21 protein-coding genes are annotated in these 24,362 nt (G+C 72.0%); 2 read left to right on the forward strand and 19 right to left on the reverse strand.

The genetic code is table 11. The features are described from left to right. Positions 1–12 precede the first annotated feature (12 nt). The 18 genes from GXB85_RS07865 to rpsD all read right to left on the reverse strand — a co-directional run bounded on the left by GXB85_RS07865 (position 13) and on the right by rpsD (position 19,745). Positions 13–771, reverse strand: coding sequence for a hypothetical protein (locus GXB85_RS07865; protein WP_161917097.1), 759 nt, complete (start codon positions 769–771; stop codon positions 13–15). A 1-nt stretch (position 772) separates the two neighbouring features. Continuing rightward, positions 773–1,510, reverse strand: a complete 738-nt coding sequence (locus GXB85_RS07870) for a fimbrial assembly protein (protein WP_161917098.1) — start codon at positions 1,508–1,510, stop codon at positions 773–775. Then, positions 1,507–2,574, reverse strand: coding sequence for a type IV pilus assembly protein PilM (gene pilM / locus GXB85_RS07875; RefSeq protein ID WP_161917099.1), 1,068 nt, complete (start codon positions 2,572–2,574; stop codon positions 1,507–1,509). Before pilM ends, GXB85_RS07870 begins: the two co-directional genes overlap by 4 nt. Before the next feature lie 87 nt (positions 2,575–2,661). Continuing rightward, positions 2,662–3,459, reverse strand: a complete 798-nt coding sequence (locus GXB85_RS07880) for an A24 family peptidase (protein ID WP_370524092.1) — start codon at positions 3,457–3,459, stop codon at positions 2,662–2,664. Positions 3,460–3,492: 33 nt separating this feature from the next. After that, complete coding sequence (locus GXB85_RS07885; RefSeq protein WP_161917100.1) at positions 3,493–5,319, reverse strand: hypothetical protein; 1,827 nt, start codon at positions 5,317–5,319, stop codon at positions 3,493–3,495. Between the two features lie 14 nt (positions 5,320–5,333). Further along, entirely contained in the window at positions 5,334–6,020 is a 687-nt protein-coding gene (locus tag GXB85_RS07890) for a PilW family protein (protein ID WP_237728087.1), read from the reverse strand. After that, positions 6,020–7,348, reverse strand: coding sequence for a type II secretion system protein (locus GXB85_RS07895; protein ID WP_161917102.1), 1,329 nt, complete (start codon positions 7,346–7,348; stop codon positions 6,020–6,022). Before GXB85_RS07895 ends, GXB85_RS07890 begins: the two co-directional genes overlap by 1 nt. Before the next feature lie 88 nt (positions 7,349–7,436). Further along, positions 7,437–7,856, reverse strand: a complete 420-nt coding sequence (locus GXB85_RS18650; RefSeq protein WP_161917103.1) for a prepilin-type N-terminal cleavage/methylation domain-containing protein — start codon at positions 7,854–7,856, stop codon at positions 7,437–7,439. 164 nt (positions 7,857–8,020) lie between these two features. Continuing rightward, positions 8,021–9,250: a type II secretion system F family protein gene (locus GXB85_RS07905; RefSeq protein WP_161917104.1), complete on the reverse strand. Its 1,230-nt coding sequence runs from the start codon at positions 9,248–9,250 to the stop codon at positions 8,021–8,023. Continuing rightward, positions 9,250–10,626: a type IV pilus twitching motility protein PilT gene (locus GXB85_RS07910; protein WP_370524093.1), complete on the reverse strand. Its 1,377-nt coding sequence runs from the start codon at positions 10,624–10,626 to the stop codon at positions 9,250–9,252. The genes GXB85_RS07905 and GXB85_RS07910 overlap by 1 nt, the downstream gene beginning before the upstream one ends. Positions 10,627–11,079: 453 nt before the next feature. Beyond that, complete coding sequence (locus GXB85_RS07915) at positions 11,080–12,756, reverse strand: ATPase, T2SS/T4P/T4SS family (RefSeq protein WP_161917105.1); 1,677 nt, start codon at positions 12,754–12,756, stop codon at positions 11,080–11,082. A gap of 145 nt (positions 12,757–12,901) precedes the next feature. Next, a complete protein-coding gene (locus GXB85_RS07920; protein WP_161917106.1) occupies positions 12,902–13,786 on the reverse strand; it encodes a shikimate dehydrogenase in 885 nt (294 codons plus the stop codon). Then, entirely contained in the window at positions 13,783–14,937 is a 1,155-nt protein-coding gene (gene mltG, locus GXB85_RS07925) for an endolytic transglycosylase MltG (protein ID WP_161917107.1), read from the reverse strand. The genes GXB85_RS07920 and mltG overlap by 4 nt, the downstream gene beginning before the upstream one ends. Positions 14,938–14,995: 58 nt before the next feature. Beyond that, complete coding sequence (gene ruvX / locus GXB85_RS07930; RefSeq protein ID WP_161917108.1) at positions 14,996–15,514, reverse strand: Holliday junction resolvase RuvX; 519 nt, start codon at positions 15,512–15,514, stop codon at positions 14,996–14,998. Further along, positions 15,511–18,180 (reverse strand): alanine--tRNA ligase, encoded by a 2,670-nt coding sequence (gene alaS, locus GXB85_RS07935; protein WP_161917109.1) that lies wholly within the window; start codon positions 18,178–18,180, stop codon positions 15,511–15,513. The genes ruvX and alaS overlap by 4 nt, the downstream gene beginning before the upstream one ends. Positions 18,181–18,235: 55 nt before the next feature. Further along, positions 18,236–18,586: a hypothetical protein gene (locus tag GXB85_RS07940; protein ID WP_161917110.1), complete on the reverse strand. Its 351-nt coding sequence runs from the start codon at positions 18,584–18,586 to the stop codon at positions 18,236–18,238. After that, the gene (locus GXB85_RS07945; protein WP_161917111.1) at positions 18,586–18,945 is read right to left on the reverse strand and encodes a DUF948 domain-containing protein; all 360 of its coding nucleotides are present in this window, start codon (positions 18,943–18,945) and stop codon (positions 18,586–18,588) included. The genes GXB85_RS07940 and GXB85_RS07945 overlap by 1 nt, the downstream gene beginning before the upstream one ends. Before the next feature lie 173 nt (positions 18,946–19,118). After that, positions 19,119–19,745, reverse strand: coding sequence for a 30S ribosomal protein S4 (rpsD, locus tag GXB85_RS07950; protein WP_161917112.1), 627 nt, complete (start codon positions 19,743–19,745; stop codon positions 19,119–19,121). Positions 19,746–19,998: 253 nt separating this feature from the next. Here rpsD and GXB85_RS07955 point away from each other — a divergent pair, with 253 nt between their 5' ends. Beyond that, positions 19,999–20,652 carry a hypothetical protein gene (locus GXB85_RS07955; RefSeq protein WP_202627716.1) on the forward strand — a complete coding sequence of 218 codons (654 nt, stop codon included), beginning with the start codon at positions 19,999–20,001 and terminating at the stop codon, positions 20,650–20,652. A 7-nt stretch (positions 20,653–20,659) separates the two neighbouring features. Here the strand turns inward: GXB85_RS07955 and GXB85_RS07960 are convergent, their stop codons facing one another. Further along, on the reverse strand, positions 20,660–22,024 hold the full coding sequence (locus GXB85_RS07960; protein ID WP_161917113.1) for a replication-associated recombination protein A: 1,365 nt from the start codon (positions 22,022–22,024) through the stop codon (positions 20,660–20,662). 81 nt (positions 22,025–22,105) lie between these two features. On the opposite strand from GXB85_RS07960, the gene GXB85_RS07965 reads away from it, so the two are divergent. After that, positions 22,106–24,340, forward strand: coding sequence for an MMPL family transporter (locus GXB85_RS07965; RefSeq protein WP_370524094.1), 2,235 nt, complete (start codon positions 22,106–22,108; stop codon positions 24,338–24,340). Positions 24,341–24,362 lie beyond the last annotated feature (22 nt).

A 24,362-nucleotide genomic window follows, 5' to 3' on the forward strand; every position in this document is an offset into this window, starting at 1 on the left:
GCGAGCGGGACGTCAGTTCTGGGTGGCGTCCGTGGTGGCCGTCGTGCTCTCGTCCGACGCCGCCGCGCTCTCCTGGAGCACGTAGACGTAGCCCTGCACGAGCACCTCGACGTCGCCCTTCTCGGTCGCCGGGCGACCGCCCGAGGCCTCGGCCGCGTCCTGGCCCGTGACCGTGAAGCCGTTGACCACGTACAGACGCGGGGTGCTCTCCTGGAGCAGCCGCACGAACTCGACCGCCTCGAGATAGCCCCCCAGCACGGTCACGTCGAACGGCACCGCGAGGAGCCCGGGCACGCCCGTCGGCTCGGGCGCCGCGGGGGCGGCCGGCTGCGTGCCGTCCTCGCCCTCGGCACCGGTGGCGGCAGGATCGGCGGGCGCCGCCGGGTCCGGGACGGCTGTCGGGTCCCAGGTGGGGCTCCCGACGAACGCCTCGGGGACACCGAGGTCCGATCCCACCACGAACACCTCGGCGGCGTCAGCGGCGGTCTGCACCTGCCGGAGCAGCTCGGGCTGGGCGTCGACCTCGGGGATCTGCGTCCGGAGCTCCGCGAGCTCGGCCTTGTAGGTGTCGAGCTGGGCGAACTGCTCCTCGAGGGTCGCGAGCTTCTTGGCGTGCACGACGTTCTGCGCCTCGGCCGCCTCCGCGTCGGCCCGCGCCGTGGCGGCCGTCGCGAGCTGCGGGCTGATGAGGAACAGGTAGGTGAGCGCGAGCACCAGCACGGCGACGAACGCCGTGCCGAGCACCCAGGGTGCGGCCTTGGGGGTCTTCATGTCAGCCCTCCTCCTGCTCGGCCTGCTCGGCGTACCGGAGCGCGAATGCCGCGTCGGTCACCTGGACGCTCCCGCTCACCTCGTAGTACGCCGTCTTGGTGCCGTCGTCGTCCTCCTCGGTGATCGCGAGCGACGTCACGTACGCGTCGGTGAGGTTCTCGATCGACTCGAGCTGCTCGATCCACTCCGAGGTGTTCGGCACCACGAGCGACCGCCCCGTGAAGGTGAGCGTGCTGGGGGCGACCGCCTGCAGCGGGTTCGCGGGCAGGCCCGCGGGTGTGGTGGGCGAGGCGCCCGTCATCTGGATCGACTCGAACGCGATCCCCTCGGGCGCCGTCACCACCAGGGCGGTCAGGTAGGGCGCCCACATGATCTCGGTCGTCGTGCCGAGGGTGCGCGCCTCCTTGGTCGCGTCGAGCGCGCCGAGCACCTGGGGCACCTCGGCGTACTCCTTCTGCGCCGCGAGGAGACGCTGCGTCTCGGCCTCCTGCTCGGCCAGGGCGTCCTGAGCCGACGAGACCTGCCACGTCGACCAGACGTAGCCCATGCCCGCGAGGACCACCACGAGGACCAGGACGAGCAGCAGGAGGCGCTTGACGCGCGCGAGCGACCTCGACCCCCGGATCTCGGGCGGCAGGAGGTTGACCTGGGGCACCGACGGTGCGCCGGGCACCGTCACGCCACCGGACGTTCCGCGCTCGTGCGCCGGGGCCGGCTGGACCGTGGTAGGTGCGCTCATGCGACGTCTCCCAGCGCGAGCCCGACGGGCACGGCGAGCGCGTGACCCACCTGGGCGAGGTGGTCGCCCTGCGGCAGCGAGCCGCCGGGCCTGAGGGTGCTGAGGGGGTGGCCGTAGGTCACGTTCATCCGGCTCGCGCTCGACAGGTACTGGCCGAGGCCCGCGAGCTGGGAGCCACCTCCCGTGAGGACGACCACCTGGGCCGCGTGGCCCGGGTTGTTGGCGGCGTAGTACACCAGCGTGTTCCGGATGGCCTCGACCAGGTTCTGCGTCGAGCGAGCCACGGCCTCGGCCGCCGGGCGGAGCTCGGCGGGCACCGCGAAGCCCACACCCACCTGGCGCTTGAGGTTCTCGGCATCCGCCGAGGCCACGCCGACGTCGTTGGCGACGGCGTCCGTCGCGTCCTGGCCGCCGCCGGGAAGGATGCGCACCAGGCGCGGCACGCCGTGGGTCGCGATCACGACGATCGTCACCTTGGCGCCGATGTCGACGAGCGCGACCGTGCCCTCGGCGAGCTCGCCACGCGCCTGGAAGCGCGTGAGCGCGAACGCGGTGAGGTCGACCATGAGCGGGCGCAGCCCGGCGGTCTCGACGGCCGCGGTGTTCGCGTGCACCGTGTCCTTGGTCGCGGCGACGAGCAGCCCGCTCACCATGGGTCCGGTCTGTCCCTGGAACTGGCCCGAGGGGTAGTAGTCGAGCAGGACGTCGTCGACGGCGACCGGGAGCATGTCCTGCACCTGGAAGGGCAACGAGGCGCGGAGCTGGGCCATCGGCATCGCGGGGAGCGCGAGATCACGCACCATGACGCGCTGGTTGCCGAGCCCGAGGACGACGTCCTTGTGGCTGAACTTGTGCTGCTGCCACAGCTGCCGGATCGCCGTCGCGACCGTCTCCGGCTCGGCGACCTCGCCGTCGCGCACGGCGCCGAGCGGGAGCGGGGCCTGACCGAACCGCACGACGGTGGGCTGCCGACCGCCGGAGCTCCCACCCCGGCCGACCTCCACCTCGGCTGCACGCACTGCCGTGGTGCCGATGTCGAGCCCGATGACACGGGTCTTGGACACGTCTGTTCCCTTCGCTGTCGTGACGACCGCCTGCTCTCCTATCGGTCGGTCACGACGTGCCCTTGAGGAGTCCGCGGCGCGGATCCGTCAGAGCACGAGATCGAGGTACCCGGACCACACGGGCTCGCCCGCGAGCAGCCCCACCCAGGCGCCCAGCAACATCCACGGCCCGAAGGGGACGCCGGACTTGCGCGTGGCACGTCGCGTCGCGAGCAGGCCGATCGAGTAGAGGCCGCCCAGCAGGAAGGCGGCGAAGCCGCCCACGAGAAGCGCTCCCCAGCCGACCCAGCCGAGGTACAGCCCCAGCACGCCGGCGAGCTTGACGTCCCCCAGGCCCATGCCCGCCGGGTACGCCAGCACGAGGACCAGGTAGAAGACCCAGAGCGCCGCTCCCCCGACACCTGCACGGACCAGGGCGCCCAGGTCGCCGTCCGCGACCGACGCCACGGCGAGCAGCGCGGCGGCCACCACGTAGGACGGCAGCACGATCACATCGGGCAGCCGGTGGACGTCGAGGTCGATCAGGCCCAGGGCCACGGAGATCGCGGCGAGGTAGAGGAACGCGGGAAGCGCCCAACCGGGGCCGACGGCGAGCCCCACCCCTGCGAAGAGCAGCGCCGTGCCGAGCTCGACGAGCGGGTACCGCGCGCTGATCCGCGCGCCGCAGTCGCGGCAACGCCCGCGCAGCGCGAGCCACGACAGCACCGGCACGTTGTCGCGTCGCCGGATCGGGTGCCCGCAGCCCGGACACGCGCTCGGCGGGCGCACGACCGACTGCCCGCGGGGGACGCGCCACACCACGACGTTGAGGAAGGAGCCGATGAGCAGGCCGAGCACACCGCACAGCGCAGAGGTCAACGGCACGAGGGCAGGGTCGGTCGTCACCGCGTCATGCTCCCAGGTCCCCCAGGTACGGGATCAGGCGGCTGTTCCGTCCGGGTTGAACGCGCGGTCCACCTCGGTCCACTGGGTCACGCCGTACGTGATGACGGCCGGCGAGAGGAACTTCGGCGGCGCGGTGTCGCGCAGACGCTTGTCGTAGTTGTAGTCCTTGGCGTACCCCGTCGAGATGCCGCCACCGCTGCCCGACGTCGCGACGGTGCCGCGGAACTTCTGCGCGATCGCCCCGTTGATCGTCAGCGTGCCGCGCGACCCGCCCCTGTCGTAGTTCTGCACCATGAACGTGTGCGCGACCGAGAGGATCGCCGCGTCGATGCGCCGGTGGGCCGCCCACCCGCCGAGCAGCTCGTAGCTCGTGCACCGGTTGTAGTAGTACGACGTCTGCACGCAGTCGTAACCCGCGTTGAGGTAGCTGTTGACGTACGAGTTGGACACGTTGTTCGCGACGTTGTCCGTCTTCACGGGGTTCATGACCCACACGGCGTTCTGCCCGACGAGGCCGAGGATGTCCTCGTTCGGGTTGGCGTACCGGATGTCGCCCGTGACGTAGATGTAGTTCTCGGCCGCCATCGTCACGTGGCCGTCGAGCACGCCCTTGATGAACAGGTCGCCGTTGCGGCAGCCGTAGGCGTCGGTGTAGCGCACGGCCTCGCCCGAGGCCGGGTACCCGACGGGGTTGCCACCGGCCGCGCACGAGGGCTGCCCGGGCGCCGTCGGCGACCAGTAGTTGGGGTCGCCCACGACGTTGGGCACGTTCTGGACGAACACGACCGTGTTCAGCGGCACGTCGATCAGCTGACCCGAGCTGCTGCCGAGCCCACCCGGGCCCGGCGTGCCGCAGCCGGCGTTGTTGGCGCCGTTCGGGCTGGTCGCACGGGTCCACGGCGAGCGGACCCGCATCTTGCCCGTCGACTCGAGCTGGATCGACGTGGGCCCGGTGTAGAGGCAGCCCGGGTTCGGCACCTCGACCGGCAGGTCGCTGCGGGTCTCCTTGCGCAGCTCGGTGTTGGTCTTGGGCATCGGGAGCAGCTCGGCGTGGTCCGGCTGAGCGCCGTTCTCCTTGAAGAACGGGTTCGCGCAGCCGCCCGGCTTCTTGTACCGCAGGCCCGACGTCGGCTTGTAGGACGACGTCGTGAACCCGAGGAACCTCGCCCCGCAGATGTACATCGTGTCGTTGGTGTGCAGCGGGCCGTCGATCTCGTCGAACCCACCGAACTGGATCGTCGTGCAGTCCGAGCTGCGGCCGTGGTACTCGTACACCGAGCACTCCTCGACCGTGTCGTCGGTCTGGCGCGAGACCTCCGGGTCCTGCGTCTCGAAGTCCGTGAAGTACAGGAAGTCGATGAAGCCCTTCTGGCGCAGGTCCGCGACCACGGTCCGCACCTCCTCACCGACGCGCCCGGTCGCGCGCAGACGAAGCGTGCCGTCGGTGTAGTAGTCGGAGTTGTCGACCTCGTAGCGGAAGTGGGACGTCCCCGCGCTCCCGGGCACCTCGGCCCAGTCGGTGAGCGAGAACGCCGGGTTCACCGCGCCGCCCGTCGTCTCGGGGAGCGCGACGGTCGCGCCCGCGGCCGAGCTGAACGGGGACGCCGGGTTGCCGAACGTCAGGTACGACGGGTCGTTGGCGAGGCGGCTCTGGTACTCCTCGACCCCCGCGTACGCGGCCGCGAGGGCACCGCTCCAGTCCTGGTCGTTGCGCGCCTTCTGCGTCGTGCTCAGCGCGTACCCGACGCCCGCCACGGCGAGCAGGGTGAGCACCATCGACACACCGATGATCATGACCATCGCGATGCCCTCGTCGCCCTCGGCGCGTGCGCCGAGCCGCCACTGCAGCAGTCGTCTCATCTCGTCCTGGCTCCTCAGGGGGCGTTCAGCAGACCGACGCGGTTGGTCAGGGTCACGGGCTCGGCACGCTCGGTCGGGTCGGCCTGCACCGAGAGGTAGATCTCGACGGCCGTGATCCGGTCGAGATCGGCTTCCGGGAGGCTCGACCCGGGCGACGGCACCATCTCGGCACCCGTCGAGTCGAAGTACCGGAAGAGCACCGTCTGGGGGCTCGTGGCCGGGACGATCGTCCGCGCGATGGGCCGCGACGTGATCGTGGCGCCCGCGCCGGAGAACATCCACTCGGCCTCACCTGGCCCGCCCGCGCGCGCCGTGGTGCGGGTCTCGGTGAGCACGCGCCCGGCGTCGAGCGAGAAGTCGATGAGGAGGGGACGCACGTCGGTGGCATCTGAGTCCACGCCCGCGTGCAGCTGGAGACGCTCGCGTCCGGCGTACCGGAAGATCCGGTCGAACCCGCCCGCGGCGTGCTCGTTCTCGATGCGGACGCCCGCGCGGATCACACGGGTGAGCTCGTTCATGCCGACCGCGGCCACGTTCGTGCTGTCGCTGCGAGCCGACTCGCGCGTCAGGGTGCGCGAGTAGCCGGACATGAACGCCACCATGAGGCTGCCGATGATCGCCGTGAGCGTCATCGTCACGAGGAGCTCGGGCAGCGTGAGGCCACCCTCGCCGCGGGGCAGCCGGCTGCGGATGCGTGTCATCACGGTGTCACCTCGACGACGCGGGGGTCGAGCGTCACGACGCTCCCCTGGACCTCGCCCGTCGTCAGCACCGCGGGTGCGGCGATCTTCGTGCTGGTCGAGCCGGAGCTGTTGCCGTAGTAGAGCTCCCACGAGCCGTACGGCAGGGCGACGGTGCGGGTACCGCTCGCCCGGCCGAAGTCGAGGCGCGCGGCCGTCGCGCAGCCGAGGTGTTCGTTGTCGGGGTCGTCGACGGCGACGGCCGTGAGGTAGCGGTTGCTCGGGACGCTCACGCGCACCACGCCCGTCGGCAGGTCGAGGGTCGCGCTCGCGCCCGGCTCCGCGGCCACGGCGGGTGGCCGGATCCCGACGAGGGTGTCCGACCCCGAGGTGCCCTGCGGCCACGTCGCGGGGTCGGCCGCGGCGCACGTGCCCGCGAAGCCCGTGTACCCGGAGGCGAACGGGTGCAGGTCGAAGGTGCGGTTGCGTGAGGTCGTGCCCGCCTGCACGGAGGTTCCGTACGTGCTCACGAGGGAAAGCTCCATGTCGTTCGAGATCTCGAGCGACGGCTGGCCGGGTGCGAGCGCGACCGTGTAGGCAGCCGCGAGGTCGTACTGGAAGCTCGCCGAGGCGGTCCCGCCGGCGGAGACGGTCACGTCGGTCGTCGCGTCGGCCTGCTGGTTCACGTCGACATAGCCTGTGCGCTGGACACGGATCCGGTAGTCGCCGGGCTCGACCATGAGCATGTAGGCACACCCCTGCGCGTCGGTCGCGGTGCTCGGCACCGAGCCGCCACCTGAGAGCGCGTTTGCCGAGACAGCGACGCCGCCGCTGCCGAGGCCCTCGCCGTCGAGCACGGAGACGAGGATGGTGCCCTTGGTCGGGTCGTTGATCCGGCTGTCCGGGTTGATCACGGTGTCCGACCGCACGGGCTGGGTGCTCGGACGCATGTTGGTCCAGGTGACCTCGACGTTGATGCGCTTGTAGCGCAGCACGCCACCACCCGCGCCGCACTGGAGCGAGACCGAGGGGTCCGAGACCCACTGCGAGGTCATGCTGACCGTGAACTCGTCGCCGTTGAGGTCCACCGTGTGCGTGTCGTCGAGCACGTCGAACAGGTTGTCCTTGTCGCGTGCGCGGTCCACGGTCTCGGCCGCGAGGTTGGTCGCGACCTGACGCGCGCGCGCGTCGCGGCTCATCGACAGGACGTTGAGCAGGGTGTGCAGCAGGCCCACCGAGAGCAGGGCGAAGATCAGCATCGACGCGACCACCTCGACGAGGCCGAAGCCGGCGTCGTCGGCGGCGAGCCGCGCGCGGGCCTCGCGGACCCGGCTTGTGACCTCGCGCATCCTGCTCCTCCTCTGCGGTGGTTCGGGGTGGGACGCGGTGTGGGGCGCCGCCTGTGGCGACGCCCCACACCGGGCTAGCGGACGAGCGTCACGGGGTGAACACGGTCTCGCCGGTGGTGCTGTCGTACACCCACGTGCCGCCACGGCTCTCGTGGTCGCCCGTCAGCGTGAACGTCGTCGCGGTCGGGAACGCAGCCGTGATGTTGACACCGGGCGTGCCGGTGAGGCCCGCCGCCTCCCATGCGGCCGCCGGGACACCGTTCGCGAGCGCTGCCGTCTCGAGCGTGTCGTACTCGCCGTTGTTCTCGACCGCGTGCGACTCGGCCGCGGTGATGGCGTTCTTGATGTCCGACTCGACCTGCGCGCCCCAGGCGTTCTCACGCTGGCGCAGGAAGGCCGGGATCGCGATCGCGGCGAGGATGCCGATGATGATGACCACGACGAGGAGCTCGACGAGCGTGAAGCCCTTCTCGTTCTCGTCGAGCGACTTGCGGATGCGAGCGAGCATGTGAGTGCTCCCTTTCGATTGCTGCGGAAGTGCCGGCAGGGCCGGCGTGGAGGGTGCTACGCCCGGTTCATCGGGCCGGTTCCGGGGCTCCTTGAGCCCGTGACCGCGGTCACGACGCACATTCACCCGTTCGCCTCAGCGCGCGGCGGAGAATGTCCGGAATGTCACTGGATGAGCTCGAAGATGCTGAACATCGGCATATACAGCGCGATGACCATGCCGCCGATGAGCGTGCCGATGACGCCGATCATGATGGGCTCGATGAGCGAGGTGAGCTGCTCAGTGGTCGCCTCGACCTCCTGGTCGTAGAACTGCGAGATCTTGCCGAGCATGATCTCGAGCGACCCCGAGTCCTCACCCGTGCCGATCATCTGCACGACCATGGGGGGGAACACCGCGTGACCAGCCAACGGACCGGCCAGCGACTGGCCCGTCCGCACGCTCTCCTGGACGTCACGGACGGCGCGCTCGATCACCCAGTTGCCGCTCGTCTCGCCGACGATGCTGAGGGCTTGGAGGATCGGCACGCCCGCGCCGAGCATGGTGCCGAAGTTGCGGGTGAATCGCGAGATCGCGACCTTCTGGAACAACGGCCCGAAGACGGGGATCTTCAGCTTGGTCGGGTCGGTTCGCGAGCGTACGGCCTCGTCATTCTTGTGCTTGCGCCACCACACCGCGAAGAGGATTCCCCCGATGAGCATGAGAGGCGCTGCCCACTTCATGATGCCCGAGAGGAAGACGAGGAACTGCGTCGGTGCAGGGAGCGCACCGCCGAGGTCGCGGAACATGTTCTCGAAGATCGGCACGATGAACAGCAGCATGCCGACAACCGCGAGCACGGCCATCGCGAACACGACCACGGGATAGGTCATGGCGGACTTGATCTGGGCCCGCAGCTTGACCTCGGCCTCGTAGTTGTTCGCGACCGAGAGGAGCGCGCTCTCGAGGAAGCCGCCCACCTCACCCGCCCGGATCATGTTGACCATCAGCGGCGGGAACACCTCGGGGTTGCGCGCCATCGAGTCCGAGAGCGCCGCACCGCCCTCGACGTCGTTGCGCACGTGGCCCAGGACCTTCGCGAGCTCCTTGTTCTCGGTCTGCTCGGCGAGGATCGACAGCGCGCGCAGCAGCGACAGGCCGGCCGAGATCATGGTCGCCATCTGACGACCCATCACAGCGAGGTCCTTGAGGCCCACCTTCGGCCCGAAGCCCGGGAGGGTGATCTCGCGCTGCAGACCCGTCGTCTTGACCTCGTCGATCGACAGCGGGGCCATGCCCATGACCTTGAGCCGGTTGGCCACGGCCGCGGTGTTGTTGGCCTCGATGCGGCCCTTGACGAGCTTGCCGCTGCGGTCGCGGACCGAGTACTCGTAGGTGCGCGTCTCGGTCGCCATCACATGCCTCCGTGCGGGACGACGCCGCCGTCGGCGCCCATGCTGCTCAGGGCCGAGCCACCCTGGTTCATGCGCGCCATGCGGCCCGTGAGCCGGTTGTAGTCCTCGACGTGGTGGCACTTCTCGAGCCCCACCTCGTAGGTGATCTTTCCCTGCTTGACGAGCTCGGCCAGGTGCTGGTCGAGCGTGTGCATGCCCTGCTGCGCGCCGGCCTGCATCGCCGAGTAGATCTGGTGGGTCTTGCCCTCACGGATGAGGTTCCGCACGGCAGGCGTGGCGAGGAGGATCTCGGTCGCGACCGAGCGGCCCCGTCCGTTGGCGCGCTTGCACAGCGTCTGGCACACGACGCCCTGAAGGGCTCCCGCGAGCTGCGTGCGGACCTGCTCCTGCTGGTGCGCCAGGAACACGTCGATGATGCGGTCGATCGTCTGCGCCGCGTCCTGCGTGTGCAGCGTGCCGAACACCAGGTGGCCGGTCTCGGCCGCCGTCAGCGCGACAGAGATGGTCTCGAGGTCGCGCAGCTCACCGACGAGGATGATGTCCGGGTCCTGGCGCAGCACGTGCTTGAGGGCTGCGGCGAACGAGTGCGTGTCCGCACCCACCTCACGCTGGTTGATGATCGACTTCTTGTGCCGGTGGAGGAACTCGATCGGGTCCTCGACCGTCATGATGTGGTCGTTGCGCGTGCGGTTCGCGAGGTCGATCACCGCGGCGAGCGTGGTCGACTTGCCTGAGCCCGTGGGCCCCGTCACGAGCACGAGCCCGCGCGGGAGCCCCGCGAAGTTGCCCACCACGGCCGGCACGCCCAGGTCCTCGAGCGGCTTGATCTCGTACGGGATCACGCGGAACGCCGCGCCGATCGAGTCGCGCTGGCGGTACATGTTGACGCGGAAGCGGGACACCCCGCGCACGGCGTACGCGAGGTCGAGCTCGAGGTGCTCCTCGAACTGCTCGCGCTGCTTCTGGGTGAGCACGGCGTACAACGTGCGCTGGAGCGAGTCCGGGTAGAGCGTGGGGAAACCCTCGAGCGCCGTCAGGCCGCCGTCGAGCCGCACCATGGGCGGCGAGCCCGTGGTGAGGTGCAGGTCGGACGCCCCCACCTCGATCATCGTCCGGAGCGCGGCGTCGAGGTCGATGTCACCCTCGTGCGCCGTCTGCGCGAGGCCGATGCGTGCGCTGCGCTCGGGCCCGCGCTGTCGTACGGCAGCTGCCTGCGCGGGACCGCCGCCGCGAGGACCGCCCGTGGCAGGAGCGCTGGTCGGGGACGCGGCACCGGTCGGGGACGACGTGCCGCCCTGGGCGGCCGAGGGCCCGGGAGCGGGCAGACCCGCGACCGGGGCACCCGCCGGGCGCGGCAACGCGGGGGCCGGGGGCACCGGACCCGTCGACGCGGTGGGGACCGCGGGCCTGGCCGGCACGTGCGCGGGGCCAGGAGGCGGCAGCTGCGTTCCGTGCACAGGAGCCCCCTGGGGCCCGGCCGCCGACGGGGCGACCGGGGCGTGCGCCGGAGGCCCGGCAGGGGCCGGCCGCGGGCCACCCATGTAGGCCGGAGGCACCTGAGAGGCGGCCGGCTGAGGTGCGAGCGGGGTTCCGCCCGGAGCGGACGCGGCCCCGGCGGACTGCTGGAGCGAGCGCCGCGTGGGCGCGGGCTCCGGCGGGACCGGGGGCCGGCCCAGCGGGTCACCACCCGAGGGGAAGTACTCGTTCACCACGTGCCTCTCCGTCGTGCGTCCCGTACCGGGCCGCTCCCGTCGTTCACATCGACCGTTCGGGTCAAGTTCTTGAGCGCGTGCTGCGCGCACGGCGCGTGCGCCCCTGGGCGCCGCGCGTCATGCGACGACGCGCAGGATCTCCTCGACCGAGGTCTGCCCCATGAGCACCTTGGTCCAGCCGTCGTCGCGGAGCGTGATCATCCCCTGCTCGCGCGCGGTGTGGGCGATCTCCGCGGACGACGAGTGCGCGACCGCGTGACGCTCGATGTCCTCGGTCACGCGCATCACCTCGTGCAGCGCCATGCGGCCCTTGTAGCCGGTGCGCGAGCACGCGGTGCAGCCCACGGGCCGGTGCAGCTCGGGGATCTCCTCCCCCGGGCTCCACGGGAAGCGCGCCGCGATGAGCTCGACCTCGCTCGGCTGGTACGGCTCCTTGCACTTGCTGCACAGCCGCCGCGCGAGGCGCTGGGCCACGACGCAGTCCAGGGCCGAGCCCACGAGGAACGGCTCGATGCCCATCTCGACCAGACGCGTGACGGCGCTCGGCGCGTCGTTGGTGTGCAGCGTCGAGAGCACGAGGTGACCCGTGAGGGCCGCCTCGATCGCGATCTGCGCGGTCTCGTGGTCACGGATCTCACCGAGCAGCACGACGTCGGGATCGGATCGCAGGATCGAGCGCAGCGCCCCCGCGAACGTCAGCCCGGCCTTGGGGTTGACCTGCACCTGGTTGATGCCGGGCAGCCGGTACTCGACCGGGTCCTCGACCGTGATGACGTTGATCTCGGGCTTGGAGACGGCGTTGAGCGTCGCGTAGAGGGTGGTCGACTTGCCCGAGCCCGTGGGGCCCGTGACGAGGATCATGCCGTAGGGCTTGGTGTACGACTCGTGGTACGTCGTGAGGTTGTCCTCGAGGAAGGACAGGTCCCGCAGGTCGAGGCTCGCGGTCGAGTTGTCGAGGATACGCATGACGACCTTCTCGCCCCACACCGTGGGCAGCGTCGCCACGCGGAGGTCGATCTTGCGGCCGTTGTGGGTCACGGACATGCGGCCGTCCTGCGGCTTGCGCCGCTCGGCGATGTCGATGTCGCTCATGATCTTCAGGCGCGAGATCACGCCACCCTGCACCTGCTTGGGCGCACGCTGCATCTCGTGCAGCACGCCGTCGATCCGGTACCGCACGCGCACGTCGGTCTCGGTGGGCTCGATGTGGATGTCGGACGCGCGGTCCGAGATCGCCTGCGTCACCAGCAGGTTGACGAACCGCACGATCGGGGCGTCGTCCTCGATCGCGTCGCCCATGCGGCTGAGGTCGACCTCCTGCTGGACGGTCGCCTCCTCCTGGAACGTCGACGCGAGGTCGTCGATCTCGTCGTCGGCCCGGCAGAAGCGCTCGATCGCGGCCGAGAGGTCGTCGTGGGTCGCGACGACGGTCCGCACCGGCAGGCCCGACAGCGTGCGTGCGTCGTCGACCGCGAGCACGTTGCCCGGGTCGGACATCGCGAGCACGAGCGAGCCCTCGGTGAGCTGGATCGGCAGCACGGTGTAGCGGCGGCACACCGAGCCCGGCAGCAGGGCGACCGCGTTGCGGTCCACGGGGTACTCGCCGAGGTCGACGAACTGCATGCCCACCTGCGAGGCGAGCGCCTGGACCAGCTGGGCCTCGGTGAGCATCCCGATCTCGACCAGCACGCGGCCGAGGGACTCGCCCCGCACCGCTTGCTCGTCGAGGGCAGCCATGAGCTGTCCCTCGGTGACGAGTCCTTCGTCGAGCAGGATGTCGCCGAGCTGCTTCACACCGGTGTCCTTCCAGGTGGGACCACGCCCGCCAGGGGAACGGGGCGCGGGGCACGCGGGTGCCCGACAGGTGTATCGGCAGCCCGCCGCCGTACCTGAACAGCCGACGTCACCCGTTCGTGACGGATCTCGGCCGCAGTGCGCCTCAGGTGCGCAGGGCGTGCTCGAGCGCGCGCTCCATCGCCTCGACCGGCGCGGGAAGTCCCGTCATGAGCCGCACCTGCTCGGTCGCCTGGTGCAGCAGCATGCGTTCGCCACCCACGACGGCGCCACCCGCGGCCGCCCAGGCCGCGCCGAGCGCCGTCGGGCGGGGGTCGTACGCGCAGTCGAGCAGCACACCCGGCTCCCCCGTGCCGTCCTTCCGCTCCGACAGCGCGGCGGCGATCGGGTCCGCCGCGTGGGGCGGAAGTGTCGACACGACGACGTCGGCCCGTGCCATGGCCTCGAGCGTGCGCGCGAGCGGCTCGAGCGTGATGAAGCGCGGGTCGACGCCCATGCGGTGCGCGGCCCGCATGGTGGCGCCGGCGCGCGCCATCGAGCGCACGTGCACCGACGGTGTCGAGCAGCCGAGCTGCGCGAGCGCCGCGAGCGTCGAAGCGGCCGTGGCACCCGCGCCCAGCACGACGGCGGTGCGCACGGGCCCTGCCGGCTCGGCCGTCCGCGCCAGACCCTCACGCAGCGCGGCGACCACTCCGTGCACGTCCGTGTTCGCGCCGACGGCGAGCCGGGGGCCGTGCTGCAGCAGCACCGTGTTGACCGCGCCGACCACCTCGGCGAGCGGCTCGACGTGGTCGAGCAGGCCGAGCACGCTCGTCTTGAGCGGCATCGTCAGGCTCAGCCCGGCCCACTCCGGGCCCAGCCCCGCGAGGTGGGCCGGGAGCGACTCCTCGGTCACGTCGACGGCGTCGTACCGCCAGTCGTCGAGGCCGAGGGCCGCGTACGCCGCACGGTGCAGCACGGGCGAGAGCGAGTGCCCGATCGGGTGGCCCAGGACGGCGGCCCGCCGACCGGGCGCGCCGGCCGGGCTCACTCGTTCTCGCGCTGCCAGGCGCGCAGCTCTTCGACGTTCTCGTTGTGCTCGCCGAGGGTCTCCGCGAACTTCGTCTCGCCCGTGTCGAGGTTGACCGTGACCCAGAAGATCCAGTCCCCCGGCGTCGGGTTCATGACGGCGTTGATCGCCACCGCGCTGGGCGACGCGATCGGGGTCGGTGGCAGCCCGGTGCGGGTGTACAGGTTGTACGGACCGTCGGTGTCCAGGTCCTCCCGCGTGAGCTCGGTCCCCGACTTGCCCGCGCCGTAGGCGACCGATGCGTCGATGTCGAGCTTCATGTCGCGGTCGAGGCGGTTCTGGATGGCCTGCGCGACCATCGCGCGGTCCTCGGGCGTGCGTGCCTCGCGTTCGACGAGCGAGGCGATCGTGAGCACCCGCTGCCGGTCCTCCGGCGCCACGCCCGCCTCGTCCAGGGTCGTGATCGTGGCCTGGACCATCTGCGCCAGCATCTCGGTGGGAGTGGTGCCGGGCTCGAACGTGTACGTCGCCCCGAACAGCCAGCCCTCGTAGTTGCCGCCGGCTTCCGCCGGCAGGCCCACCGCAGCGGTGTCGGCCATCGCGGTCTCGAACTCCTCGACGGGCACGGCGGTGACCGACGAGAGCCGTTCGAGGATCTGGTCCACGCGCAGGCCCTCGGGGATCGTCACGCGCGTCTGCACGCGGTTCTCCGGGTTGAGCAGCGCGTCGACCGCGCCCGCGCCCGACATCTCGAGCAGGAGGTTGTAGGTCCCCGGCTGGATGCCGGAGGCGTCGGGGTTGGCGGTGAACGCGCGCGTGAACGCACGCTCGCTCGCCACGACGCCCTGCTCGTGCAGGATCGCCGCCATCGCGCCGCCGGTCGACTCGGGCGGGATGACCACCTGCACCGAGCCGTGGCCGGGCCCCGGGAAGTCGTCCGCGGACTCGGACTCGCCCAGCGAGAAGCCTTGGATGGTCGGGAGCACGTAGGTCACGACGGCCCAGGCGGCGCCGCCCAGCAGACCGAGCGCCACGACCAACGCGATGACCGTGCGGCGACGGCGCTGGCGACGCTTGCGCTGACGCTCCTCGCGCCCGGGACGCCGCGCGCGACGTCCGTCTCCTCCGGCGGACTCCGGCCGGATCACCTCGTCGAGGAAGAGGTCGCTCATCGCGGGCCCTCAGCTCGGGGCCGGGGCGCATGCGTTCGCACGTCTGCCATCAGCTCGCTCACCTCCGCGACTCCTCAGCCCCTGCGTCCTGTCCGTCCTGGCCACCACCGACGTCGGCCCGTACCGCCTCACCGCACCTGTCCCCCGTCGACCGCTCGGCGTCGAGGGCCGACTGGAGGATGACGACGGCGGCCGCCTGGTCGACCACCGCCCGGTGACGACGACCCGCCCGCCCGGACGCGTGCAGCGCCTGGTGGGCAGTGACCGTGCTCATGCGCTCGTCCACCAGCCGTACGGGGACGGGGCTGACCGCGACCGCCAGTGCCCCAGCGTACGCACGCGCGGCGGCCGATGCCGAACCCTCGGCGCCCGACAGGTGGCGGGGCAGCCCGACGTACACCACGGCTGCACCCCGTTCGTGCACGATCTCCACGATCTCGGCCATGTCGCCGCCACCCTCGCGGAGCACCGTCCGCACAGGCGTCGCGACGAGGCCGTCGGGGTCGCTCGCGGCGACGCCCACCCGGACCGAGCCGACGTCGACCGCGACGCGCGATCCGCGCGGCACTGCCGTCACCCGCGGCCCCCGAGGCCGGCCCGCACGGCGTCGAGAGCCGCGGGCAGGCGCGTCGCGTCCGTCCCGCCGCCCTGCGCCACGTCGTCCTTGCCGCCGCCGCCACCACCGAGCTCACCCGCGGCCGCCTTCGCGAGCGCGCCGGCTCTGTGCCCCGCGTCGCGCGCCGCGGCGTTGGTCGCCACGAGGACGAGGGGCCGCCCCTGCGCGCGGCCACCGACCGCGACGACGGCGGGCTCCTCGCCCAGCCGACCGCGCACCTCGAGCGCGAGGGTGCGCAGGTCGTCAGCCCCTGCGACGTCCCCGGCGTCGTGCGCGACGAGGCGCGTGCCGTCGACGGGTACCGCGGTCGCGACGAGGTCGGCCACCGAGCCGAGCAGGCGCTCCCGCCGCAGCGCCGCGAGCTCCTTCTCGGCCTCGCGGAGCCGCGTGAGCAGGCCGCCCACACGCTCGGGCAGCTCGTCGGGCCGGGCCTTGAGCGTCTCGGTCAACGTCGCGACGAGGGCGCGCTCGCGGGCCAGGTGGTGGAAGGCCTCGAGCCCCACGAGCGCCTCGACGCGACGTGCGCCCGAACCGACCGAGGACTCACCCGTGAGCGCGACGAGGCCGATCTGGCTCGAGTGGTCCACGTGCGTGCCGCCGCACAGCTCACGCGACCACGGGCCGCCGATCTCGACCACGCGCACCTGCTCGTCGTAGGTCTCGCCGAACAGCGCGATCGCGCCCCACGCCTTGGCCTCGGGCAGCGACATGTACTGCCAGCTCACGCCCAGGTCGTTGCGGATCGCGCGGTTCGCGACGTCCTCGACCTCAGTACGCGCCGACGGCGACAGCGCCTGGTTCCAGGAGAAGTCGAGCCGCAGGTAGCCGGGCTTGTTGTAGGACCCCGACTGGAGGGCGTCCGGGCCGAGCACCTCACGCAGGGCGGCGTGCACCACGTGCGTGCCCGAGTGGGCCTGGCGCGCGCCGAGCCGCCACTCGGGATCCACCTGGGCGAGCACCTCCGCGCCGCTGCGCAGCTCACCCTCGGCGACGCGCACCGTGTGCACCACGAGGCCCTTGACGGGCCGCTGCACGTCGACGACCTCGAGCAGCGCTCCGTCGGCCGTGATGACACCGGCGTCGGACTCCTGGCCGCCGGACTCGGCGTAGAAGGGAGTGCGCTCGAGCACGACGTCGACCGTCTCGCCCTGCACGGCGGCGGGCACCAGCTCGCCGTCGCGCACCAGGCCGCGCACCGTCGAGGGCGTGCTGAGCTCGGTGTAGCCCGTGAACTCGGTGACGCCCGGCGCGCGGAGGTCGCGGAACACGGTGGACGACGCGTGGCCACCCTTCTTGGCCTTCGCATCAGCACGCGCACGCTCGCGCTGGGCCGCCATCAGGTCACGGAAACCCTGCTCGTCGACGCGCACCCCCTGCTCTGCGGCCATCTCGAGCGTGAGGTCGATCGGGAAGCCGTACGTGTCGTGCAGCGTGAAGGCCTGGTCCCCCGCGAGCATGCCGCCCCCCGACGCGCGGACCTTCTGCACCGCGGTGTCGAGGATCGTGGTGCCCGCGACGAGCGTGCGTCGGAACGCCTCCTCCTCCGCGTAAGCGATGCGGGAGATCCGGTCGAACTGCGCGCCGATCTCGGGGTAGGACTCGGTCATCGCGTCCCGCGAGACCGGGAGCAGGTGCGGCAGCGCAGGCTCGTCGACCCCGAGCAGACGCATCGCGCGGACCGAGCGGCGCAGCAGGCGGCGCAGCACGTAGCCGCGGCCCTCGTTGGACGGCTGCACGCCGTCGCCGATCAGCATGAGGGACGAGCGCACGTGGTCGGCCACCACGCGGAAGCGGACGTCGTCCTCGCCCTCGGCGCCGTAGCGGCGTCCGCTGATCTCCTCGGCCGCCGAGATCACGGGGAAGACCTCGTCGATCTCGTACATGTTCGCCTTGCCCTGCAGCAGGTAGGCGATGCGCTCGAGGCCGGCGCCCGTGTCGATCGCCTTCTGGTCGAGCTCGCCGAGCAGCGGGTAGTCCTTGCCCGAGCCCTCGCCGCGCACGTACTGGTCGAAGACGAGGTTCCAGTACTCGAGGTAGCGGTCGCCGCCCGGGTCCACGGTGCCGCCCTCGGCCTCAGGACCGAACTCCGGCCCGCGGTCGTAGTGCAGCTCGGCGCAGGGACCCGCAGGTCCTGGCTGGCCCGTGTCCCAGAAGATCTGCTCGCGCGGCAGGCGCACCACGTGCCGCGGGTCCATGCCGATGACGCGCGTGAGCACGTCGAGCGACTCGTCGTCCTGGTCCCAGATCGTGACCCAGATGCGGTCGCCGTCGAGGCCGTACCCGCCCTGCTCCTGCGAGCTCGTGGAGAGCTCCCAGGCGAAGCGGATCGCGCCCTCCTTGAAGTAGTCCCCGAACGAGAAGTTGCCGTTCATCTGGAAGAACGTGCCGTGGCGCGTGGTGCGGCCGACGTTCTCGATGTCGTTGGTGCGGATGCACTTCTGCACGCTCGCGGCACGCGGCCACGGTGCCTGCTGGGTCCCGAGGATGTACGGGATGAACGGCACCATGCCCGCGATCGTGAACAGGATCGACGGGTCGGGCGAGATGAGCGAGGCGCTCGGCACGATCGCGTGGTCCTGGCGCTCGAAGTAGTCGAGCCAACGGCGTCGGATCTCTGCGGTCCGCATGGGGGTCCTTCGGGTGCTGGGAGCTGGTGCTCGTGGTCGCGGCGTGCCGCGGTGGTCAGAAGTCGTACAGGGGCTCGTCGTCGTCGACGCGTCCGGCGGGCCGCGCGGGCGAGCCTGCCGCGTCGTCGCCGGCGGCCGCGGCACGACGACGCCCCGGGAGCACGGCCCCGGGGTCGCCTCCCTCGGGCGTCACGAGCAGGGTCTCGACGAGCTCGCGCTCACGCTCGGCACGTGCCGCGGCGAACCGCGTGAGCACTCCTCGCGCGGCGTCCTCGGTGCGCCGTCCGGCCTGCTCGACCTGCTCGGCGACGCCCGCCGGGGTGTAGCGGCGCACCGTCTGCTCGAGCCGCCGCGCGGCGAGCACGGCCCCGACGGCCCCGACACCCACCCAGAAGAGCCGGCGCATCAGCGGATCTTCTCGCGCAGCCCGGCCCACGCCTGGCGCACGCCGTAGCTGAAGGCGGCGACCTTGATGAGCGGTCCGCCGACGGTCGCGGCGACGAGCGCGGTGAGGGCCGAGACGTTCTGGCTGATCTCGGCGGCCGACGTCGTGACAGTGTCCACCTTGACGAGCTGGGCGTTGGTCGTCGCGACCGTCGTCGCCGTCTCGTCGAGCACCGGGACCGTGTGGTCGGTCAGCTCACGCACCGAGGTGCGGGTCGCGTCGAACACGCGGCCCAGCTTGACCAGCGGCAGGGCGAGGAAGCCCACGAGCGCGACGAACGCGATCGCGGCGATGAGGCCTGCGACGTCTCCGAGGGACATCCGTGATCCTTCCGTCGTGGGTCGCGTCGGGGGCCGACGGACCGCGGGCTGCGCCAGGCGACGACACTACCGGGCACGGACCGCGAGCCGGGTCGCACGCGCCCGGGTGCACGGACGCCCCGCCGCCGACCATGAGGTCGACGTGCGGGGCGTCGTGAGGGCCTGGAGGCCGGTCAGCGCGAGTAGTACTCGACGACCAGCTGGACCTCGCAGGTCACGGGGACCTCGGCACGCTTCGGCCGACGCGTCAGCACGGCGCTGAGCTTCTCGAGCTGCACGTCGAGGTAGCCCGGGACGGCGGGGAGCACGTCGCGGTGCGCGCCGGCGGCGGCGACCTGGAACGGGACGGTCGTCTGGCTGCGCGGCTTGATCTGGAGGGTCTGGCCGGGCTTCACCTTGAACGACGGACGGTCCACGATCTTGCCGTCGACGAGCACGTGGCGGTGCACGACGGTCTGACGCGCCTGGAGGATGGTGCGGGCGAAGCCGGCACGGAGCACCAGGGCGTCGAGCCGGGTCTCGAGGTTCTCGACGAGGGCCTCACCGGTCAGGCCCGGGGTCTTGCGGGCCTCCTCGAACGCACGGGCCATCTGCTTCTCGCGCAGACCGTACTGGGCGCGCAGGCGCTGCTTCTCGCGCAGGCGGACGGCGTAGTCCGACTCGGTGCGGCGGCGCGAGCGGCCGTGCTCACCGGGCGGGTAGGGCCGCTTCTCGAAGTGGCGGACGGCCTTGGGCGTGAGCGCGAGCCCGAGGGCGCGAGAGAGGCGCACCTGACGGCGTGCGCGGGTCACCTTGGTCACAGTGATGCTTCCTGTCGTTGTCGTGGCACGACCCGCTGCGGGGAGTCCCGGCGGGTGTGGGACCGACCTTCGTGATGCGGCTGAGGTCCCCAGGGGTGGCCGCCCGCGCTGGGCGACCGGTCAACACTACCCCATGGGCGGCCTCGAACCGATCCGAACCCCTGACGCCCCGAGGCCGAGGTCGTAGCGTGGACAGGTCGGGGCTCGTGGGCGAGCACCCGCGACGACCCCGTCCGCACGGGAGGTGCGCGCCATGTCCACGACCCAGCACGCAGCCAGGCCGGACGGTCGTCGGGTCGCCCTCGTCGCCGCGGGCGCGTTGCTCGTGGCGGGCGCGGTCGGTGCCGCGGCGCTGCCCGCCGCGGCAGCCCCGGCCCACGGCGGTGACCGTGCCGCAGCCGCCTGCGTCAAGGTGGCCCGCGCCTACGGCGACCTCGGCCGTACCCTCACGTTTCGCACCGCGTGGTTCAGCGGGGGGACACCTCGCGCCGACGAGGTCACGATCGGGTCGGGGCCCGTCGGGCCCGGCGAGAAGGTCCAGGTGTGGTGCGGCTTCGCGGGCGACGACGTGATCTCCGACAGCTGGGGCTGGGTCTACGGCGGCCCGGGCGACGACGGCATGGGCGAGAACTGGCTCGTCTTCCGCGGCGGCCCGGGGAACGACGGCGTCAGCCCGAACGAGGCCTTCTTCGACGGCGGCCCGGGCGACGACTCGGCCCACCCGAACTCGGGGACGTTCCTGGGTGGGTTCGGGAACGACTCGGTGCTGCTCAACGAGGGCACCTTCCGTGGCGGGCCCGGACGCGACACCGTCGAGCTCAACTACGGGTTCTTCGACGGCGGGCCCGGGTACGACGTCGTGCGCGAGAACCACGGCACCTGCGTCCGCGTGGAACGGGGGTGCTGAGACGGCGTCAGCCGCCGAGGATCTCCCGGATCCGCGTGAGCCGCGCCGCGATCTCCCGCTCCTGACCGCGGTCGGACGGCTCGTAGTAGCGCGCCCCGACGAGCTCGTCGGGTGCGTACTGCTGCCGCGCGACCGCGTGTGCCTCGTCGTGCGCGTAGCGGTAGCCGGCCCCGTGCCCGAGCGCCTCGGCACCCGCGTAGTGGGCGTCGCGCAGGTGCGCCGGCACGGGGCCGACCTTGCCCGCGCGCACGTCCGCGATCGCCGCGTCGACAGCGCGGTACGAGCGGTTGGACTTGGGTGCGGTCGCGACGTGGACCACGGCCTCGGCGAGGATGATCCGCGCCTCGGGCATGCCGATGAGCGCGACGGCCTGCGCCGCAGCCACCGCGGTCTGCAGAGCGCTCGGATCGGCCATGCCGACCTCCTCCGCCGCCGCGATCACGATGCGTCGCGCGATGAACCGCGGGTCCTCCCCCGCGACGACCATGCGGGCGAGGTAGTGCAGCGCCGCGTCGACGTCCGAGCCGCGCATCGACTTGATGAAGGCGCTGATGACGTCGTAGTGCTGGTCGCCCGCGCGGTCGTACCGCACCGCGGCGACGTCGATCGCACGCTCGATCGTCGCGAGGTCGACCACCGCGGGCTCGTCGGCGTCCCGCTCACCCTCGAGAGCCGATCCGGCCGCGGCCTCGAGCACGGTGAGCGCCTTGCGCGCGTCGCCGCCGGCCAGGCGCAGCAGGTGCTCCTCGGCCTCCTCGTCGAGCTGCACCGCGCCGTCGAGGCCCCGCTCGTCCGCGACCGCCCTGCGGACGAGCGCCCGCACGTCGTCCGTGGTGAGCGGGCGCAGGGTGAGCAGGAGGGAGCGCGAGAGCAGCGGGGAGTTGACCGAGAAGCTCGGGTTCTCGGTGGTCGCCGCGACGAGCGTGACCCAGCGGTTCTCGACGCTGGGCAGCAGGGCGTCCTGCTGCGTGGTCGAGAACCGGTGCACCTCGTCGACGAACAGCACGGTCTCCGCACCACCCGTGGCGAGCCGCCGGCGCGCCTCGTCGACCACCGCACGCACGTCCTTGACGCCCGAGGTCACGCCCGAGAGCTCGACGAACCTGCGACCCGACGTCGTCGCGATGAGGTACGCGAGGGTCGTCTTGCCCGTGCCGGGAGGTCCCCACAGCACGACGGACGACGGCGCCGCACGACGCGACGCCGCGTCGGCGGGCTCGACCAGGCGGCGCAGCGGCGAGCCCGGGCCGAGGAGGTGGGCCTGGCCCGCGACCTCGTCGAGCGAGCGCGGCCGCATGCGCACCGCGAGCGGAGCGCCGGCGTTCTCGGGCAGCCCGCGGACGTCCGAGACCGCCGAGTCGAACAGGTCCATGGGCCGAGCCTAGGCGGGCACACGGACACCGCCCGACCACGGACGTGCGAGGCGGGCCGGTGACCTGGGATGCTGCACAGCGTGTTCGACTCCCTCGGTCGCATGATCGCCCGCGCCCCCCGCCGGTTCGTGCTCGTCTGGGTGGCCCTCACCGCGGCGTGCGCGGCACTCGCGCTGTACGGGGTCGCGGGCGAGACGCTCTTCGAGCGGCTCACCACCGGCAACCCGTCCGTCCCGGGTTCGGAGAGCCAGCAGGCCGAGGAGATCCTGACCGAGGTGACGTCGTCGGGTGCGAGCCTCACGCTCGTGGTCGAGGGGGCGGCGCCCGCACCCGAGCTCGCCGAGGCCGTCGCCGAGGCCCGTGCGGACCTCGGCGGCATCATCGGCGTCGCGGGCGTGATCGACCCCTACGTGCTCCCGGAGGGTCCCACCAGCCCCGCGGCCGCTCCCCTGGTGGCCCAGGACGGTGACGGCTTCCTCGTCGTGGTCGACCTCGACCCCGAGCTGGGCCCGGAGGACGAGGACGAGGCACTCGCCGCGGTCGAGGAACGGCTGCGCGCGGTGCCCGAGGACCTCGCCGCCGCGGGTGCGTCGGGCGCGACGGGCCAGGTGGGCGGGACGAGCCTGATCGTCGAGGAGATCACGGCCCAGGTCGAGGAGGACCTGACGACCGGTGAGGCGATCGCGCTGCCCGTCGCGCTGCTGGTCATGATCCTGGTCTTCGGCGGGTTCATGGCCGCCTCCATGCCCATGGCCGGGGCGATCGCCTCGATCGCCGGGGGTCTCGGCAGCGTCTACGGCCTGTCGCACTGGCTCGAGATGGACTCGTCGGTGGTCAACGTCGTGACGATCCTGGGCCTGGGCCTGTCGATCGACTACGGCCTGCTGATCGTGTCGCGCTTCCGCGAGGAGCTGCACGCGCTGGTCGACGCCGACGGCGGGGCGGCCGTGCGCACCCGGCGCGGTGACGGTGCCGTCGAGGCCGCGCTGCGACGCACCATGGCCACCGCGGGGCGCACCGTCGCGTTCTCCGCGCTCACGGTCGCGATCTCGATCAGCGGCCTGCTCGTGTTCGAGCCCGCGATCCTGCGCGCGTTCGGGGCGGCGGGGGTCGCGGTCATCCTCGTCGCGGTCGCGACGGCCCTCACCCTGGTCCCGGCGCTGCTCCGGCTCGCCGGACGGCGCCTGCTGCGGCCCGGGCTCGTGGGTCGCGTCCCCGGCCTGCGGGCCGTGCTCGCACGCACGGGTGACGTCGCGAGCGAGGAGGGCGTGTTCTCGCGTCTCGCCGCCTGGGTCCAGCGGCGCCCGTGGCGGGTGCTCGGCGGGAGCCTGCTCGTGCTCGGCGTCCTCGCGATCCCGCTCGCCCACCTCGAGCTGCGCAACTCGACGATCGAGCTGCTGCCCGAGGGCTCGGAGCAGCGCACGTACGTCGAGACGATCGCCGAGAGCTACCCCGGCTCGGCGCAGGCCCCCGTGCTCGCGCTCGCCGAGGCGCCGCTCGCCGAGGTGACGGCGTGGGCGGACTCTCTCGCGACGTTGCCCGGGGTCGCGAGCGTCGACCCCCCGTCCGCGGTCGGCGCCTACGTGGTGGTCGGCATCCGGCCCGACTCGGACGACCCGGGCGGCGCCGTCGCGCGCGACGTGGTGCAGGAGGTGCGTGACGTCGAGGCGCCCTTCCCCACGTGGGTCACGGGCCAGGCCGCCAACCAGATCGACTTCACGGCAGGCCTGGTCGAACGCGCGCCGTGGGCGCTCGGGGTCGTGGTGCTGGCGACCTTCGTGCTGCTGTTCCTCATGACCGGCTCGCTCGTGATCCCCGTCAAGGCCCTGCTCACCAACGCGGTGTCGCTCGCGGCCTCGCTGGGCGTGCTCGTGTGGGTGTTCCAGGACGGCAACCTCTCGGGGCTGCTTCGGTTCACCTCGACCGGGGGCATCGAGACCTACGTGCTCGCCCTGGTCGTGGCGTTCGGGTTCGGCCTCGCGATGGACTACGAGGTGTTCCTGCTCTCGCGGATCAAGGAGCTGTGGGACCGCGGCGCGACGAACGACGAGGCCGTGCGGCTGGGCCTGCAGCGCTCGGGCCGGATCATCACCGCGGCCGCGCTGATCATCGTCGTGGTCTTCACCGGGTTCGTCTTCGGCAAGCTGCTCGTGATCAAGGAGGTCGGCTTCTCGCTCGCGGTGGCCGTGCTCATCGACGCGACCCTCGTCCGGATGCTGCTGGTCCCGGCGACCATGACGCTGCTCGGTCGCTACAACTGGTGGGCACCGGGCCCGCTGAAGCGCCTTCAGGCGCGCATGTCGCTCGCGCACTGAGCGAGAGATCCGGCGCGACCGC

It is taken from the genome of Cellulomonas sp. APG4 (genome assembly GCF_009996735.1).
Lineage (GTDB): Bacteria > Actinomycetota > Actinomycetes > Actinomycetales > Cellulomonadaceae > Actinotalea.

What these genes read in the sequence shown, in the direction of transcription:
- GXB85_RS07865 (WP_161917097.1), bottom strand. Translation starts at nt 771, where the DNA reads ATGAAGACCCCCAAGGCCGCACCCTGGGTGCTCGGCACGGCGTTCGTC.
- GXB85_RS07870 (WP_161917098.1), bottom strand. Translation starts at nt 1,510, where the DNA reads ATGAGCGCACCTACCACGGTCCAGCCGGCCCCGGCGCACGAGCGCGGA.
- GXB85_RS07885 (WP_161917100.1), bottom strand. Translation starts at nt 5,319, where the DNA reads ATGAGACGACTGCTGCAGTGGCGGCTCGGCGCACGCGCCGAGGGCGAC.
- GXB85_RS07890 (WP_237728087.1), bottom strand. Translation starts at nt 6,020, where the DNA reads ATGACACGCATCCGCAGCCGGCTGCCCCGCGGCGAGGGTGGCCTCACG.
- GXB85_RS07895 (WP_161917102.1), bottom strand. Translation starts at nt 7,348, where the DNA reads ATGCGCGAGGTCACAAGCCGGGTCCGCGAGGCCCGCGCGCGGCTCGCC.
- GXB85_RS18650 (WP_161917103.1), bottom strand. Translation starts at nt 7,856, where the DNA reads ATGCTCGCTCGCATCCGCAAGTCGCTCGACGAGAACGAGAAGGGCTTC.
- GXB85_RS07905 (WP_161917104.1), bottom strand. Translation starts at nt 9,250, where the DNA reads ATGGCGACCGAGACGCGCACCTACGAGTACTCGGTCCGCGACCGCAGC.
- mltG (WP_161917107.1), bottom strand. Translation starts at nt 14,937, where the DNA reads ATGAGCGACCTCTTCCTCGACGAGGTGATCCGGCCGGAGTCCGCCGGA.
- alaS (WP_161917109.1), bottom strand. Translation starts at nt 18,180, where the DNA reads ATGCGGACCGCAGAGATCCGACGCCGTTGGCTCGACTACTTCGAGCGC.
- GXB85_RS07940 (WP_161917110.1), bottom strand. Translation starts at nt 18,586, where the DNA reads ATGCGCCGGCTCTTCTGGGTGGGTGTCGGGGCCGTCGGGGCCGTGCTC.
- GXB85_RS07945 (WP_161917111.1), bottom strand. Translation starts at nt 18,945, where the DNA reads ATGTCCCTCGGAGACGTCGCAGGCCTCATCGCCGCGATCGCGTTCGTC.
- GXB85_RS07955 (WP_202627716.1), top strand. Translation starts at nt 19,999, where the DNA reads ATGTCCACGACCCAGCACGCAGCCAGGCCGGACGGTCGTCGGGTCGCC.
- GXB85_RS07960 (WP_161917113.1), bottom strand. Translation starts at nt 22,024, where the DNA reads ATGGACCTGTTCGACTCGGCGGTCTCGGACGTCCGCGGGCTGCCCGAG.